This is a genomic window from Alteromonas sp. Mac1, from assembly GCF_001562125.1.
In the GTDB taxonomy this organism is placed as follows: domain Bacteria; phylum Pseudomonadota; class Gammaproteobacteria; order Enterobacterales; family Alteromonadaceae; genus Alteromonas; species Alteromonas stellipolaris.
This window is the reverse complement of sequence record NZ_CP013932.1, coordinates 719,868-736,717: the sequence shown is the minus strand read 5'-3', so window position 1 is coordinate 736,717 and position 16,850 is coordinate 719,868. Positions and strand designations below refer to the sequence as shown.

13 protein-coding genes are annotated in these 16,850 nt (G+C 46.1%); 2 read left to right on the top strand and 11 right to left on the bottom strand.

The window, feature by feature from the left end:
- Positions 1 to 3: 3 nt before the first annotated feature.
- Genes lgt through rppH form a run of 4 tightly spaced genes read right to left on the bottom strand, consistent with a single transcriptional unit; the run spans position 4 to position 4,574 of the window.
- Complete coding sequence (gene lgt / locus AV939_RS03185; RefSeq protein WP_057794084.1) at positions 4 to 807, bottom strand: prolipoprotein diacylglyceryl transferase; 804 nt, start codon at positions 805 to 807, stop codon at positions 4 to 6.
- A gap of 4 nt (positions 808 to 811) precedes the next feature.
- Entirely contained in the window at positions 812 to 1,618 is an 807-nt protein-coding gene (locus AV939_RS03180; RefSeq protein ID WP_057794086.1) for a sulfite exporter TauE/SafE family protein, read from the bottom strand.
- A gap of 59 nt (positions 1,619 to 1,677) precedes the next feature.
- Entirely contained in the window at positions 1,678 to 3,975 is a 2,298-nt protein-coding gene (gene ptsP, locus AV939_RS03175) for a phosphoenolpyruvate--protein phosphotransferase (RefSeq protein WP_061998154.1), read from the bottom strand.
- 56 nt (positions 3,976 to 4,031) lie between these two features.
- Positions 4,032 to 4,574, bottom strand: a complete 543-nt coding sequence (gene rppH, locus AV939_RS03170; protein WP_041453052.1) for an RNA pyrophosphohydrolase — start codon at positions 4,572 to 4,574, stop codon at positions 4,032 to 4,034.
- 116 nt (positions 4,575 to 4,690) lie between these two features.
- On the opposite strand from rppH, the gene mutH reads away from it, so the two are divergent.
- Positions 4,691 to 5,365, top strand: a complete 675-nt coding sequence (gene mutH, locus AV939_RS03165; protein ID WP_057794088.1) for a DNA mismatch repair endonuclease MutH — start codon at positions 4,691 to 4,693, stop codon at positions 5,363 to 5,365.
- Between the two features lie 36 nt (positions 5,366 to 5,401).
- On the opposite strand, the gene AV939_RS03160 is transcribed toward mutH, so the two are convergent.
- Together AV939_RS03160 and AV939_RS03155 are read right to left on the bottom strand one after the other, a co-directional pair.
- Positions 5,402 to 6,487, bottom strand: coding sequence for a helix-turn-helix domain-containing protein (locus tag AV939_RS03160; RefSeq protein WP_156454621.1), 1,086 nt, complete (start codon positions 6,485 to 6,487; stop codon positions 5,402 to 5,404).
- Positions 6,488 to 6,523: 36 nt separating this feature from the next.
- Complete coding sequence (locus AV939_RS03155) at positions 6,524 to 8,029, bottom strand: CYTH domain-containing protein (protein WP_057794090.1); 1,506 nt, start codon at positions 8,027 to 8,029, stop codon at positions 6,524 to 6,526.
- A gap of 177 nt (positions 8,030 to 8,206) precedes the next feature.
- On the opposite strand from AV939_RS03155, the gene AV939_RS03150 reads away from it, so the two are divergent.
- Positions 8,207 to 8,809, top strand: a complete 603-nt coding sequence (locus AV939_RS03150) for a TIGR04211 family SH3 domain-containing protein (protein WP_061997115.1) — start codon at positions 8,207 to 8,209, stop codon at positions 8,807 to 8,809.
- Between the two features lie 117 nt (positions 8,810 to 8,926).
- Here AV939_RS03150 and AV939_RS03145 read toward each other — a convergent pair whose 3' ends face one another.
- Genes AV939_RS03145 through AV939_RS03125 form a run of 5 tightly spaced genes read right to left on the bottom strand, consistent with a single transcriptional unit; the run spans position 8,927 to position 16,831 of the window.
- Positions 8,927 to 10,240: a sensor histidine kinase gene (locus AV939_RS03145; protein ID WP_057794093.1), complete on the bottom strand. Its 1,314-nt coding sequence runs from the start codon at positions 10,238 to 10,240 to the stop codon at positions 8,927 to 8,929.
- A gap of 1 nt (position 10,241) precedes the next feature.
- A complete protein-coding gene (locus AV939_RS03140) occupies positions 10,242 to 10,913 on the bottom strand; it encodes a response regulator transcription factor (protein ID WP_061997113.1) in 672 nt (223 codons plus the stop codon).
- Between the two features lie 14 nt (positions 10,914 to 10,927).
- On the bottom strand, positions 10,928 to 14,059 hold the full coding sequence (locus AV939_RS03135) for an efflux RND transporter permease subunit (protein ID WP_061997111.1): 3,132 nt from the start codon (positions 14,057 to 14,059) through the stop codon (positions 10,928 to 10,930).
- On the bottom strand, positions 14,052 to 15,488 hold the full coding sequence (locus AV939_RS03130) for an efflux RND transporter periplasmic adaptor subunit (RefSeq protein ID WP_061997109.1): 1,437 nt from the start codon (positions 15,486 to 15,488) through the stop codon (positions 14,052 to 14,054). Before AV939_RS03130 ends, AV939_RS03135 begins: the two co-directional genes overlap by 8 nt.
- Complete coding sequence (locus tag AV939_RS03125; protein ID WP_061998152.1) at positions 15,485 to 16,831, bottom strand: TolC family protein; 1,347 nt, start codon at positions 16,829 to 16,831, stop codon at positions 15,485 to 15,487. Before AV939_RS03125 ends, AV939_RS03130 begins: the two co-directional genes overlap by 4 nt.
- Positions 16,832 to 16,850 lie beyond the last annotated feature (19 nt).

Below are 16,850 nucleotides of genomic sequence, written 5' to 3'. Positions count from 1 at the left end.
TATTTATTGTTTAATTTGTTGCTGTTGGCGGGTGTAGGCGCGCACTAATAGCCCTATGCCTAATGCAATCATAGGTAAACATAATAGCTGCCCTTGGCTTAGCCCCATTTGGTATAAACCAATGTGAGCATCTGGCTCTCTAAAGTACTCCACGATAAAACGGAAACTCCCATAGCCAAGTAAAAAGACACCACTTACCGCGCCAACCGGTCGAGGTTTAGCAGAATAAAGCCATAAAATAACAAACAATAATACGCCTTCCAAGGCAAATTCATATAACTGGGAAGGATGGCGAGGCACATTACCGGCGTTTGGGAAAATGATAGCCCAAGGCACATCAGTGGTACGGCCCCATAATTCAGCGTTAAGGAAGTTTCCGATGCGTCCTGCGCCTAAACCAATGGGAACTAGTGGTGCAACGAAATCACCTAATTGCAAGAAGGTGGCTTTCATTCGCTTAGCTTGCCACATTAACGCCACTAATACGCCAACAAGCCCGCCATGGAACGACATACCACCGGCCCATATTTTAAACAGGTAGAGGGGGTTTTCTAGAAACATGCCAAACTGATAGAAGAACACATAGCCAATACGACCACCTAAAATCACACCAACAAAGCTCCAGAACAATAAGTCGCTGAGTTGATCTCGCGTCCATTCAGTGCGCGACAAACGCTTCTGCGCTAACAAATACGCGGCAATAAAACCAACGAGGTACATCATGCCGTACCAACGGACACTTAATGGCCCGAGGCTAAAAATAATAGGGTCTATACTGGGAAAAACCAAATAACTGCTTTCAGCCATACGCTTAATTAATTCCTACAAACATTTTGATACTTACCAACACTAACAAACACGCTAGCATTGCTTTTAAAACTCGAGTATTTACCCGCTGGCCCAGCTTAGCGCCGATACCTGCGGTAAATATTGATGTGGTGACAATACCTGCTGTGGCGGGCAAATATACGTAACCTAAACTCCACTGTGGCATACCTGCTTGCTGCCAGCCCGCAGCAACAAAACTAGCGGTGCCAAATACTGCGATTAGCAAGCCACTAAATGCCGCGCAGCCAATCGCCAATCTTATGTTAATTCTGAACCACACTAAAGCAGGTACTAACAAGGCGCCACCACCAATACCCATCAGTGCGCTAATTAAACCTGTGCCGCTACCCACGCAACTTAGCACCCATGGCGATGCTTCGCTGTCTGATGTTTTCTGCTTACCAAATATCATTTGTGCGGCAATAATAATAACCAAAACCGCAAAGATGTCTTTTAATAGCGCACCGGAAATATGACTGGCAATTTGCGCCCCTAAGATAGCACCTATTGCTATACCAAACCCAGTATAAAGCACCGTTGGTTTATGGATATTACCTAAGCGATAGTGTGCGAACGCAGACGACATGCCCGTAAAAATGATGGTAGAAAGTGAGGTAGCTATGGCCACCGGCATCACGGTCTCAACGGTCATACCAGCAAAGTGAATCAGTAAGTAGGAGAGTACAGGAACGATGATAAGACCACCACCTATACCTAACATTCCTGCTAATAACCCGACGACCACGCCAAGGACTAAGCAGCTCACAAAAATGATGGTTAACGGTTCCATACAAAATCCTTTATCACACAGCAGAAACTAGCATTTACACTGCTAGCGCCATACCTATTTTACGCACCTGCCCGTATTAACCCACCTAAGCCTTTTGTTTCTAAATATTCGTTTAAATGTCCGAATACTTGTTCATGGCTTTGCGAGGTTAACGCGAGAGAAAGAAGCTGTTTGCTTTCCGCCAGCGAAACCTTACGAATAAGCCAATTAATTTTTCGAATATTGAACGCATTCATACTTAAACGACGATACCCCATGCCCATTAATAAAATAGCACCTGCCGGTTCACCGGCAATCTCGCCGCAAATGGTAACGGGGATTTGGTTCTCGTTTGATTGCTGCACAATGTCGTAGAGTGCAGCCAATACCGCAGGATGGTAGCTGTTGTACAGCCCCGCCACACGGGTGTTGTTTCTATCTACCGCCAACAAGTATTGCGTTAAGTCGTTACTGCCCACCGAGAAGAAATCTACGTGTTTCGCAAGCTGCGGCAGTTGATACAATACCGAGGGTACTTCTAACATAATACCTAACTTAGGCCGCTGAAGTACTTCATCTGACTCACAAACCTCGTCACATATCTCAAAGTAGGCTTGGTTAACTAAGCGCTTGGCTTCTTGCACTTCTGCCACCGTGGATATCATCGGTAACATAATGCGTAGGTTCTTAAGCCCAATACTGGCTCTTAGCATGGCCCGTACTTGTACCAAGAATATCTCGGGGTGATCGAGTGTTAACCGTATGCCCCGCCACCCTAAGAACGGGTTCTCTTCATTGATGGGGAAATAAGGAAGGGGTTTGTCTCCTCCCACATCAAGGGTACGCATGGTAATCGGTAAATCGGGTGCCGACTCTAAGATTTGGCGATAAAGCTCAACTTGCTCTTGCTCAGAAGGAAAACGCTCCCGTAGCATAAAGGGAATTTCAGTACGGTACAGACCAATACCCGAGCCAATATGCCCAGCATTAAGCTCGGCTTCAGCAGACAAACCCGCATTGATGTATAGCGACATGCGACAGCCATCTACGCTTTCACAAGGCTGCCCGGCTTCGGCGTCTATGCGCTCGGTTATTGCCGACTCTTCTTCAATAAGCTGAATAAATTCAGTTTTGATGTTCCGCTCTGGGGAAACAATTACCTCACCTGCATAACCATCGAGTAAAAGCTCTTTACCCTCAAGCAGTGCAGGAGACACATTCTGACACCCCATCACCGCAGGCACACCCATTGCCCTTGCTAAAATAGCGGCATGAGAGTTGTTTGACCCCCGTATAGAGATAATGCCTTTGAGCTTTTCTCTTGGAAACTCAGCCAGCATGGTTGCCGATACTTCATCGGCCACCAAAATACTATCTTCGGTGGCGAGTTTTTCTACCAGCTTTTGCCCTTGGCCTTGGCCTTCGGTAAGAATATTCGCCAAAATACGATCGGAAAGGTCGACGATATCGATGGCACGCTCTTGCATGTAAGGGTCGTCCATCGCGCGAAAACGTGCGGCGTAATTTTCGACCACCATTTTAAGTGACGACGCAGCATCCCACCCTTGCCTGATTTTCTCTTCTACCTCGCGGCCTAAGCTATTGGCATCAAGTAAATGGTGATAAAGCTGAAATATGGATTTAACGTCATCAGGAATATCGTCATCTAAACTTTTCGATAATCCATCCACGTGTTGGCGCGTGACTTCCACGCCTTTGCGGTAGGTTTGGATTTCGTCGTTTGGATTTTTACTGCGTTTAACAACCCAGTTTTTTAAATTAAGTGACTTATCTGGTGAGAAGCCTTTACCAATTGCTAAGCCGGGCGAACCCGCAATACCAGAGACATTTTTTTGCAGTGCAATACTGTTTACATTGGCGGTATTGTTTAGTGCGCCGCGCATGTCAGCATTGGTAATTTCAAGCGCTAGCTGGGCAGCGAGGGTGACTAAGAATGCTTCTTCGTCTTCACTGAAACGGCGCATTTCACTTTGCTGTAGGGTAATGACGCCTAACACTTTACGCTGGTGAATAATGGGCGTACCCAAAAATGCGTTGTAATTTTCTTCTTTAACTTCAGGGTAGTGTTTGAATCGAGGATGATGCTGGGCGTTAACAATGTTAAGCGGTTCTTCACGCTGACCGACTAAGCCAATTAAGCCTTCAGAAAAGCCTATATGAACTTGCTCTACTGCATCAGGGTGCAGACCGTCGGTAGCCTTTAGAATAAAGGTTTGTTTCTCGTAATCGGCTAGATAAATGGAGCATGAGTCGACATCAAGCGTTTGTTTAACACGAGATGCCAGACGAAACAAGGCAGTATCTAGCGCAGGAATTTGATTCATTTCCTGCACGATACGTTTAAGCGTGGTTAACATTGCGCCTTTGTGACCCTGAGTGTCCAATCGCTACTCCCTATACTTTGCTCGTTCGCCTAGCCTCGTCTACGCTTTTTACCGCGCTTTTGCGACGACGTATTATGGCGCTGTTGTGGACGCTGTTGAGCAGCCATTACAACAGGGGAAAACTCCTTCATAACCCGACGGTAGACGTCTCGCTTGAACGACACGACATTTCTAATTGGATACCAATAGCTCACCCAACGCCAATCATCAAATTCTGGGTGCCCTGTTTTCAATACATTCACGTCCCGCTCATTACAGTCAAGCTGCAGCAGGAACCACTTTTGTTTTTGGCCTATACAGACCGGATTACTTCCCTGACGAATTAATCGCTTAGGAAGCTTATATCTAAGCCAGTTACGTGTAACACTTAAAATGGTGACATCTTTCGGTGTCAGTCCCACTTCTTCGTGCAGCTCGCGGTACATAGCTTGTTCGGCAGATTCCCCTTCATCAATTCCGCCTTGAGGGAACTGCCATGAATGTTGACCATAACGCCTTGCCCAAAATATTTGACCCATTTTGTTGCAAATCACTATGCCCACATTCGCACGGAATCCATCGGCATCTATCACATAGACTCCCGGGCACACTATACTTTTATATCTCTGCATTCTTCCATAATATATACACCATTCAAAGCATTAATCGAAATTCATGCTTTCCTTATAGAAAATTACTGAGCTGAACTATGCGTCCACCCGAGTCTCCACCTGAAAATTCAACCACGTTATTAGCGCGCTGTGACGCCATTGCGGGCTTAACCTTGGGAGAATTAGCCCATATGGCTGACGTTGCCATACCAGAAAACTTACAGCGTCATAAAGGTTGGCCAGGTATGTTAATTGAACGTTGGCTAGGGGCCAGTGCCGGCTCTAAACCTCAGCAAGACTTCCCAGAACTGGGTATTGAACTTAAAACTATTCCCATTGATGCCAATTTTATGCCTCTTGAAACCACCTATGTTTGCTACGCCCCCTTATTGATGCAGCCAGGGTTAACGTGGGAAACAAGCAATGTACGCAATAAAATTCAACAAGTGCTGTGGTTACCTATTGAGGGAGACAGACGCATTCCATTGGCGCAGCGCAGAGTCGCCAGTGCGTTTTATTGGCAGCCGAGTGCACTAGAAGATGCGATGTTAAAACAAGACTGGGAAGAGCTTACAGAGCAAATACTGACGGGGCATGTAGAATCAATCACTTCTCGACAAGGCGAGGCGTTGCACCTTCGACCTAAGGCTGCCAGCGGCAAAGTATTAACTGATGCCTTAGGTCCGCAAGGCGAGCGAATTAAAACTCGCCCTCGTGGGTTCTACTTGCGTAAAACCTTTACCCAGCAGGTGCTTTATAATGCCTTTAGCTAGCATGGCTTTGTAGATTAAATAAATAAGCCTACTGAACTAGTGTGGTTCTTGGCTATTGCGCAGGTATTTCACTAACACATCGCCTAAAAACTTTTCAGAATTAAGACCTAAGCGTTTCGCCACTTTTGCTATTTTGGCATCACTTCGCAGCAGTACATTTTTGGCGTAGTCCAGCCGGTACTGATACACAAAACCGCGAAAGTTTTTCTTAAGCTCTAAGTGCAAGGCAATCGCCAATGTGGTGGGATCGACTCCTGCCTCATCGCTAAAGTCTTTCAATGTTAGCCCCAGCTTCTTGTAGTTTTTACCATCAATCATGGTGCGCTTAGCTTGACCAATGACCGCTCGCACTTCGGCTGGCTTTACTGCACCTTCATCCAGCCGCTCGTAATCTAAAGGCGATGGTGACGTTACCCTAGGAAAAGTAAGGCTGAATAGCACCACGAGCAGAGAAACGCCAAGGGCCGTATGGTGTAGGCTTTCCCAAAAAGGCACTGCAAAAAAGCCAAAGGTGGCAGCAGTCACCAGCAAAATACTGGCAAACGCCACAACAACCGTATTTGCCATGACGCTGGCAAGTCTTGGTACGCGAAACTCTTGAACGTCAACCGCCTGTTCGGGTAAATGCCTATGATACATTTGAATGTGTTCAGTGATGAGAATACCAATGAGCAACACGCAGAACCCTGTAGTTAACGAAGCTAAGTAAGCTGGCCATAACATTAATGGCTCGCCACTTGGGGAGGCTTCTAACCACAATAGCTTGTCTTCAGTGGGAATAAGTAAAATAGTTAGTTGCAGCACGGCCATTACCCAAAAAGGCACCCACAATCGAGAACGTTTAGACGGATAAGCCAAAAGCATGGGCTTTACCATTCTATAGCTACATGTCATCAGTAGCACCGCAAAGACGTCTGACAGCCCATAAAGGGGCGCCAGTTGGGTTAACTGCCACAACCGCATCCATTCATCTAGCATGAAAATGGGCCAGCTCAGAATAGCCGCCGCTAACCAGGGGTTCTGAAATATACGGTGGCGATAATACACAAATCTTACTACCACAATAAAATAGAAGAACAGCGCCGCATAAAGGGCGTAGTCATACACCATATCTGCTTTCACCTTACTACATCCTTGTTCACGATTTACCTAGTGTCATTACCAGTAAATATCTCGTTCTAACGCCACAGCGCGGGTTCGCTCCATGACTTTCACGAGCACGGTCAGCTTACTGCTTGTCCACTTACTAAGTTCATCTTGTGTTTCTAATTCGGAGTCTTGTACTGCTTGGCGAAGCATAAGTAACGCATTAAGCTCCTCTATGCCGGTTAACAAATCTAACCAAGGTGCTCTGAAGTTACCCCGCTCTTCTAAAAACAAATCCCCAAGTAAAAAACCGCTCCACAAGGTTTGTCGAAGCACAACTTCTACCAACGTATAGTTGGCGGGGCCCATCGCTTTATTGGCTGGCATACTTTGCTGCACCGTTTGCCACCCCTGAGATAACCACCCTTTGGCATGATCTAAAACTAGCAAATCGTACCCTGTAGCTTCTCTACGCCATGGCTTTGCGTTAATTAAGTCGATAGCTTTCAGCTTAATATCGGTAGCCATACTGTCGAAAAATAAACTGGCTGGGTCATGTGCATGCAGCAGCCCTGCTTTACGTCCTTGCAAATAACTGACAATAGCAGGGTGTTTGCTTAAGGTTTTGTGAAACAGGCTCTTTTTAGACAATAAATACCGTAAGCTTTGCAAGTCATCTTGCCAGGCCCATTGCTGTGCGTAAGCAATAAGCTTTTTATGCAACGCAAGCATTTCTGGGCACTGTAAAACAGGTAAATACAAAGACACGCTTTGTAACAGCAAGCGCACGCTCTTGGCCACTTCAGCTAAGGTTTTAATAGAGCCACTTTCAATAAATACATGCTCATGGTGCTGCCAATGGGCTAAAGCCAATTGAAGTGCGCTTGAAAAGGCTTCTTCGGTAGACGATTTTGGATTTAGCGGCAAAAAGTCTGGCAAGGGTTTTACTTTGGCGTTAAAGCCATGTAGTAGCTGATACCCTTGCGCCGCTTTAGACACGTCGCTTAGCCTGACATCCATACAACTATTTATGTGCGTTGCCAATATAAAGAGGCTGTCTAGGTCTCCACTTTGCAATTCTAGCTCAATTTCATTAATGGGCGAACTGGCTTTATCGGTAGCCGCCTCACCGCAATCAAGCACTACCTCTACGCGACTCTTCTCTACCTCTACAATATAAGCATGGCGAGTAAAGTGGGTACTAAATTGCTTTTCCAATTTGCTGTTCATGCTGGGAATATTCCAGCTAGAAGGCCACACTGAAGTATCAAACAGGGTTAAGTCGGGTTCAGGTGCATCAAGGTCAATGTTGTATTCTGCACGTTGATGTAACCCACCACTGACTTTCCCATTGGTTTTTAAGGTTTGCTCGTAGCTGCCATTATTGCCGCGCACACGAAAACCCATCTTACTTTCTTGAAAATCGTGATTTACCGTATCGTAGTAATCGTTTTCAAGCCGAAGTTCGGAGTGGGAAATGAGGGTAATATTATTTTTTTCAAAAAGAGGAAGTACGCGGTCTTTAAAAGCTTGATGCGCACCATCTTGAGTAACAAATTTTAGTTCAATTTCAGACATATTTGCGCAGTGGCATACGTGATAATGATGCAACCTTACCTGTGTCCAAACTAATTCGCAATGACACTATTAACTGGTTGCGATGAAATTAACCAGTAGACAAAAGTGGAACAAACTTGCCTTTATCGCGGTCAACCAATACCATCTCCATGTTTTAGACGAGTATTTGGACTACCTATGATTCGAAAGTGGTTAGCAGTTGCCCTTTTTGCATGCTCTTGCCAAGCGCTGGCTCTTCAAGAGAGCGATACGCTAGAAGCGTCGTCGTCGCACTATATTCGCGATGATTTATTTATCTTTTTACACACGGGCCCAGGCCGAAACTACCGTATTCTAGGGTCTGTAGAGGCAGGCACACCGATTACTGTGCTAGACCGTGATGCTGATGCAGAGTTCACGCAAGTGACCGATGATGAAGGTCGTAAGGGGTGGGTTGAATCAAAGTATGTGACTACAGAGATGTCACAAGCTGAAAAACTACCTATTCTAAGTGAGCAGTTAGCACAAAGCCAAACCAGCTTACAAACTACCCAACGTGAGAATGCGAACCTGCGCCAGCAACTTAATGATGCGCGCCAGCAAATTACGCAACTCACAACGGATACTGAACAACAAAGCAACGATATTAAACGCTTAAGTGCGCAAGTAGAAAGCGCTGATAAAGATGAACTAGTCACCTGGTTCACCCGTGGCGGTATTGTTGCCGGCGCAGGTATTTTATTAGGCGTACTTCTGACTTATATGCCTAAAAAGCGTAACCGCAGTAAAGAATGGATGTGATTACCTGTACTGCTCTATCGACAAGGCAAAATTGTCGAGGTTAAACAAAATAAGCGGCTTCTTAGCCGCTTATTTTAAATCTAGCCTGTTAAGTGACACTCACAACTACACTCACAACTACACATCGGTATTTTCAGGTTCATTGAGAGTTAGCGTGACGTGATAACCATTTACGACCACACCTGCCTGGCACTGCCATCCCAACCGTTCTGTTAATTTAGTAATTAGCTTAAGTCCCAACCCGTAACCAGTATCTTCAACGTTTGATAGTGGAGAAGCCTCTGCGTCATTCTGGTTCTCGATAGTTAAGGTAGTGTCACGTAATGTAATAGACACTACGCCGCTGTCGGTATGTTGGAAGGCATTTCGGATAACATTACCAATAATTATTCTACTAGCAGTATCTGGCAGATACATTGTTGTACTTGGCACATTCACATCGACGGTTACGGTTTTTCCTTTTAGTAAGTATGCTAAGTCATCACAAAGCTGCTCAACCGTGGTGGCAATGTCCACGGGATGATAAGGCAAAGGTTGACTGTCTTCGCGCGCTAACCACAATAAGGTTTCAGTTAAATCGGTCATTGTTTTAGAGGCATTATCAATCCGCATTAAGGCATTTTCCCCTTTACTGCCTATTGTATGCGCTTGATTTTCTAGCTGCTCTTTTTCCAAAACACGCTGTAGCAATTCCGTACTGCTTCGAATAACAGCAATGGGAGTACGTAACTCATGACTCGCGTGATTAACAAAAGTACGCTCTCGCTCAAGGGTTTGTTTCACGCTTTGCAGGCTGTTGTGTATCAGTGACGCAAGCGCATTGAGCTCTTTGTAACGAAACCTTGGGATAGGCGCATCAAGTTGCTTTTCATCTAGCGCCGCCGCCCAATCCTGAAGCATTTCTACGGGCTTAGTCACGCTTCGCATGATAAGCAACAATACAATTGCAAACACAACCAGTGCACTTATTCCAATAATGATACTCACCAACTCATGGCTTAACCACACCGGCCGACGGCCACGCCCTTTTGGCTCACCAAACACCTGAGAAATGTACCTTACCTCGCCGCTTTCAAGCGGTACCATCACTAAAAATCGTGCTGCGTACGGGCGCGTGAAAAACCAATCACGCTTTAAATCTTTAGCTAAAACAAAAGGAATAAGCTCGTCTTGCCTAAATGACGCGAGGATTTCTTCTGGTTGTTGGTCAAATTCGGCACTGATGTAGAAGTTCAAAACACGTTGAGGTAACTCACCTGTTAACTCGGTATTGCTTGCTACACTTACCATAGTGCCGCGCAACATGCCGTCCATACCTTGAAAAAAGCGCTCAGCTGAAAACATTGAAAACAACGTGATCAGCACACTTCCTACGGCAAGCAAGGTCCACAACACATAGCGACGTAAACTCAGGTGTAAGCCTTTAACCATATCAAACGTCCTCGGCGAGGTAAAAACCACTGTTTGGTTTACTTAGCACCGAAAGTGAGGCATTCACCTGTTCTAGACTTTTTCGTAAATGGTGCATGTGCACTTTGAGCACATTGCTTTCGGGTGCTCCATCTTTCCAAGCTGCTTCAATAAGCCGTTCTCGGCTAACCACTTCCCCTTTAGCTAACAACAGTTTTTTAAGCAGTGCATAGGTAATGGGGCTAAGTTTAATAAGGTTGCCACTTGTATGGGCTTCTTGCGTATTCATGTTGAGTGTCACATTACCCATAGCGATTTGATTTACCTGCGCAGAACGGCGCCCCGATAATGCGGTTACCCGCGCCACTAATTCAGCCATCGCAAAGGGTTTAATCAAATAATCGTCGGCCCCTTTTTGAAACCCCGTGAGTTTGTCTTCAAGCTGATCTCGCGCGGTGAGCATAATAACAGGGGTATCGTTGCCGTCGTTTCGCAAACGCTCACAAACGCTGAAACCGTCGAGTCGAGGCAAGTTGATATCAAGCACTAACACATCGTATTGATGCTGATTAATAAACTGCAATGCCGCCACGCCATTGCTGGCATGGTCGCATTGCATATCCTCTAGTTCCAAGTAGTCAAGAACGTTACCAGCCAAGCCAATATCATCTTCCACTAACAACACCCGAATCATTCCGTCCACCTTTTCTACCCTGCCACTTGTACAGCAGCGTCTTTGGTTTTTTTACCTAGCTGAGCTACATCTTCGTAAATTAACAGCAATGCAGGAATTAATACTAATGTAATAGCCGTGGCAAACAAAATACCATACCCCAAGGACGCAGCGGCAGGTATTAAGAATTGTGCCTGCATGGAGGTTTCACCCAATATGGGGTACAAACCTAAAAAGGTAGTAATGGAAGTAAGCAATACGGCACGAAGACGACTTGAACAGGCTTCAATAACCGCCTCTTGCACACGCATACCCGCTTCTTTCAATGCGTTATAGCGAGACACCAACAGCAGGCTGTCGTTAACTACTACCCCGCTCAACGCCAATATTCCGTTAAGAGAGAGTATGCTAAGCATTAGCCCGTTGCTCCAATGTCCTAATACCGCACCTACAATGCCAAACGGAATAGCGGTCATAATAATAAGCGGCTGAACGTAAGATTTAAGCGGAATGGCGAGCAAGGCGTAAATAGAAATTAACGCTAATATAAATACGCTCTCCATTGAGCTTTGGGTTTCTTCTTGCTGCTCGGCTTCCCCCGCAAAATGCAGTGACAAGTCTTGATACTGACGAGATATAGTAGGCACGAAACTTTCGTTTAAGTAGTTCACCAGTTCAGTGGCGGTTATTACGTCACTGTCTACTGAGGCGCTAACAGTAAGCGCACGAAGCCCGTCAATACGCACCACCTGCTTTTGCTGAACATCAGGTGTCATAGTGGCGATAACACTTAATGGCACTACCGTACCGTTATCTAAACGTACTCGCGTATTCATCACATCAGACGGGTCCATTCTGTCTTCTTCAGGGTAACGTACGCGCACTTTCACTTCGTTTTTATTGCGCAAGTAACGCTGCACTATTTCGCCCCCAAACGCTTTTAACAGCTGTTGCGATAAGCTTTGGGTATCCATGCCCATGGCACGACCCTCTGGCGTTAACTCAAAGCGCATCATGGCTTCACCGGGCGTTAAAGAACTTTCCACACCAAATACGCCATCTATGTTTTCCAATGCGTCTTGAAAGGCGGTGTTAGCCGCTGTTAAGGTGGCGTCGTCTATACTTTTTAGCTCTACTCTGAAGGCATCAACCATTTCACGTCGCGCTTGAATCTTAAGCTTTTTCACCGCCTCTAAGTTGCCACTTAGTGCTGTCCAGCGTGCGGCTAGTTCATCCAATGTATAAGGCTTATCTTCAGACAGCGAAATGGTAATTGTGCCACTTTGATCGCCACTAGCTGTCACTTGCAGGCTCTTCATGCCACTCGCACTCACACCCTTTTCTTCTACCAGCTGCTTGTCGGCTTCAAGTGCAGCGTTTTCTAAGCGTAGTAAGTTACGTTCGGTTTGACCAAAGCTGGCATCACTGTAAAGCGACATATTGGCCGACACGGTATCGCCTTGCATACTTGGGAAAAACCCTACCCGTACTACGCCGGTCAACGGCAAACTCATAACTACAATAAACAAGGTAATGAACAACAGCACCGCAGCATAGCGATAAGCAATCGTGGCACTTAATGCTGGTTGATAGAGCTTTTCGTTAAACCAATTTAGCCCATTGTCGGCACCGTCTTGCACTTTACCCCACAAACCAGCAATGCCTTTTTTCGTGGTTTTCTTGGTGGGTAGATGCGCCAAATGAGAAGGCAGTATTAATTTAGATTCCACTACCGACAATAAAAGGCAAAGGGTAACAATGGTACCGAACTGAGAATACAAGGTGCCAAGGCCGCCAGATACGTTCGACAAGGCAAAGAAAGTGGCCACCGTAGTAAGCACACCAAAAATAGTAGGGACGGCGACTTTTCGGGTACCTTCTATGGTATTTGCTAAAGTATCGCCGTAACGCCGCCTAGTGGAATAAACGCTTTCGCCCACCACTACGGCATCATCTACCACAATCCCCAGCGCCATAATAAAACCAAAGGTGGTCATTTCGTTAAGGGTCATGCCGGTGTAAGAATCGGTCATGAAATACAAAGTACCGAAGAAAATAAACGGTAGTCCTGCGGCCACCCAAAAGGCGACTCGTAAGTTTAAAAATACCGCAAGGGTAATAAATACCAATACAATACCCATTAGTGCGTTATTGGTAAGTAAGTCTAAGCGCTCTGTGATAAGCGTACTTCTGTCATACCAGGTTTCAAGCTGTACACCTTCGGGGAGTAACCCGCGCTCGTGCCAGCTATCAACCACAGCATGAGCTTGTGCCACCATATCGGTAACATCGCCGTATTTATCCATCAATACTTGCAAGCCATAACCGTTTTGGCCGTTATATCTGGCTAATGAGTAGCTATCGTCGGCAAACGTGTCGGTTACTTCTGCAACATTACCTACGGTTAACACCGCACCATCAACGCTAGTCACTAAAGGTATCTTGGCAAAATCACCGGCGTAATAAGCTTGTTCAGAGGCTTTTAAACGAATAACTTTCTCTTGGTTTCGCAAGCTAGTGGTGAGTGACGTAGACGACTCTTGGTTAATACGTGAGGCCACATCTGACAAGGTTAAGCCGTAGGCTTGTAGTTTCGCCTCATCAATTTCTATCGACATCATAGGGTCAATAAAGCTGGCTGCGCTCACATCGCGAATATCATCTTGCGCCAGCAAGTCTCGCTCTAATTGCTCACCTAAATACTGCAATTCATCATGACTGGCATCGCCATACAGCTGCACCCAGATAACGTGCTCGTCGCGGGTAGCTTTGTCAATAATGGCGTTTTCAGCATCAGAAGGTAAATTGGAAATACTGTCGACTTCGGTTTTAATGTCGTTAAACAGCACATCTAAATCGTAGTCGGTTTCTTTTTCGACCTGAACATTCGCGCCGTTGGCGTTAGAGGTAGAAGTGATGCGCTTAATTCCTGGCACGGTTTCAAGCGCATTTTCTATTTTAATCGCGATGCCTTCTTCGGCTTGCTCAGCATCACCACTTTCATATGTCATGGAGATACTAACAAACCTAGGCTCCATACTAGGAAAGGCTTCCTTTCTAATATCGCCGTAGGACACCATGCCTAGCACGATAAGACCAACCATTAGAAGGTTGGCGGCCACCGAATTTTGCGCAAACCACGCAATAATGCCCTTGTGACTATTCATTGCCATTGCCCTCAACTACAGGCTTCACCAGAGTGTTTACAAGATAGTTATTAAGCGGGCGCGCTACAATAAGCGCTTGGTTAGCACCCGCCATAGGTGTGATATAAGCAAAACCTTCGTACTCAAAAAGCACGGTAGGGGTAAACTTGTTGAGCAAGTTACTATCGGGCGCGACAAACCATACTTCTTGTTTTTGCGATATGGCCGAAGACGGCACTTTCCATACATTATCAAGTTCACGGCCTTCAATTTCAGCCACTAGAAACGTACCGAAATACAAAGGGCTCGCTAACGATAATGGCTTTTCCACAACGGCAACAGCTCTGCGCTGACGGGTATCTTCGTCTTGGTGTAACTCTATACGCTCAATACTTGCCAGCCACTGATGTTCGCCAGTGGTATCGGTTAGTTGTACTTTCCAATCTGGCTTTTCACCTACCTGTGCTTGGGGCAACTGTGCCCATTGGCTAGGCGAGAGTGGGATAGAAATTTCTGCCACGTCAGCGGAATACAAACCGGCCACTTCGGTGCCCACTTGTACATAACTTCCAGGCTGAATGCTACGGCTAACCACTAAGGCATTAAATGGGGCGCTGATGTTAGCAAAAGCTAAATCGCGCTTTGCCGCCGCGACATTCTGCTCGGCTTCTCGCAATGCTGCTTGCGCTGATTTAAGTTGAGGTGCGCGAAGCACTAAGGCCGACTCTGGCTCACCGGTCAACCCTGAGCGTGTCCATTCGTCTTGTGCTTGCAACCCTTGAAGGCGTTCTTCTTCAAGAGCGACGAAAGCAGTTTCATAAGTTGCTTCGGCAGCGGCTAGTGCTTGGCGATAATCAGTATTATCTACATACGCCATCACCTCACCTTTATTTAACAAAGCGCCGGTTTCAAAGCGTGGCGACAATTCAGTAATTTGCCCACTCACTTGCGCTGATAACGTAAGCATGTGAGTAGCACTGGCTTGCCCGTACCCTTTTACTTTTGCATTGTAGGTAGTTGGATAAACCTCTACCACGCCCACTTCGGCAACATCTGCTGAGCTACTGCCAGCCGCTTGATTGTTGGCTGCACCTTTCGCCCCGTTTTGACTTTGGCTTTGTTCAGGCTTTTGACCTGACTTTTGACCAGATATATCGCGACGCAGGCGCTCACCAGGCTGACGGCCTTCACCTTGTTCATCTGTCGGCGCAAGCACGGTTTGTTCTACACCACGTTGTGCTTCTACTTGAGTAATCGCTTTTTCAGCATTCGCATTTCTAGGCGCACTAATCTCTTGATTTCCTTTACCTGCCCGGCCTTCTTTTCCTCCTTTGGGGCCTGGGGCCATACCCGGACCTCCTGAGCCACCTAATTGGCTCATGGTATAAAGAATGGCAATAACAATAGTCATTGCGGCACCAAGGGTTACGATAATTTTTTTCTTGTTCATTGTGACACTCCAAGGCCTAGCGCAAGGCCCAAGTCGATACGATTACTTAACTGAGAATATTGAAGCTCGACGCGCTGCGCCTGCAAATTAAAGGTGGTGTCGTAAACTGACAGTAAATCTAAAATGTCTACCAAGCCTTGACGGTATTGGCCTGAAAAAGTATCGGCACTACTTAGCGCATTTTTATAAGCAACATTGGTGTAGTACTCGCGTTGGGTGAACGCTTTTTCGTTATCTAACGCGTTTTGCACTTCTTGTACTGCGTTAAGTAATGTTTCCCGATATTGCCACCAACTGTTTAACGTATTTAACTTGGCATCATCGATTTGCGCGCGAAGAGCGCCGCCTTGAAACAAGGGTGCGGTTACCTGCCCAAGAAGATTCCACAGAGGGTTAGAAAACAGAGATTGAGAAGGTGTGACACCGTTGTCAGTTAGTCCCGCCGACAGATTGATACTAGGTAGGAGTGCTTTGTATGCGACTTTCACATTAGCCTCATCGGCTTTAATAGCATAGTAAGCCGCTTGTAAATCGGGGCGTCTAGCTAGGTCTTGCTCTGGCAAGGCAAGCATTGGTTCAAGCACTTCTGGAAATTTTGTTACTGCGGGAAAGTCAGATAGAGATTGGTCTTCGCGCCCTAATAGAACGGCTAGTGTACGCTTCGCGGTACTAATGGCGTTTTCATACAAAGCAAGTGACGCTTTAGTATTTGCGCTACTGGTTTTCGCGTTGTCTAAATCATCAAGAGAGCCAAGCCCTGTGCGGTAGCGCTTAAGGATAATACTTTCACTATTTTCGTAAACGCCTAACCGTTGGTGCTCAATAGCAAGAAGTTGTTGTTGAGTAATAATATCTAGGTAGCTTCGGATCACGCTTGCCACAAGTGCATCGCGAGAAGACTGATACGCTGAGCGGGCGCTGGCAGCATCAAAACTAGCGGCAGTTACACTGTCGCTAATTTTTTGCCATAGATCCACTTCCCAGCTAACGGTTAAGGCGCTAGTGTAATTTGCATCACTATTTTCCGTTTTAGCGCCTGAAAAGCTGGCATCTACATTAAGGTTATCTGCCGCATCAGCCGACTTAATCGCCACCTGCGCTTTCCTTAACGTAATAAGCGTTTGCTGCAAGCTTGCGTTGTTTTCAAGCGCTTCATCAATATAGTCTTGCAGCCCTTCTACCGACACTAAGTCGGTTAATGCAGTGGCCGCAACAGCATCTTCTGATTGCACTTGCCACGTAACACTTTCTCCTGTCATTGCAGATGCCGACTCGCTAAGCGAAGCCTCGTCATGACTGGCACACGCGGTTAACCCCGTCAGTACAAGTGCCACAAATGGCATAAATGAAATTTTACCTAAC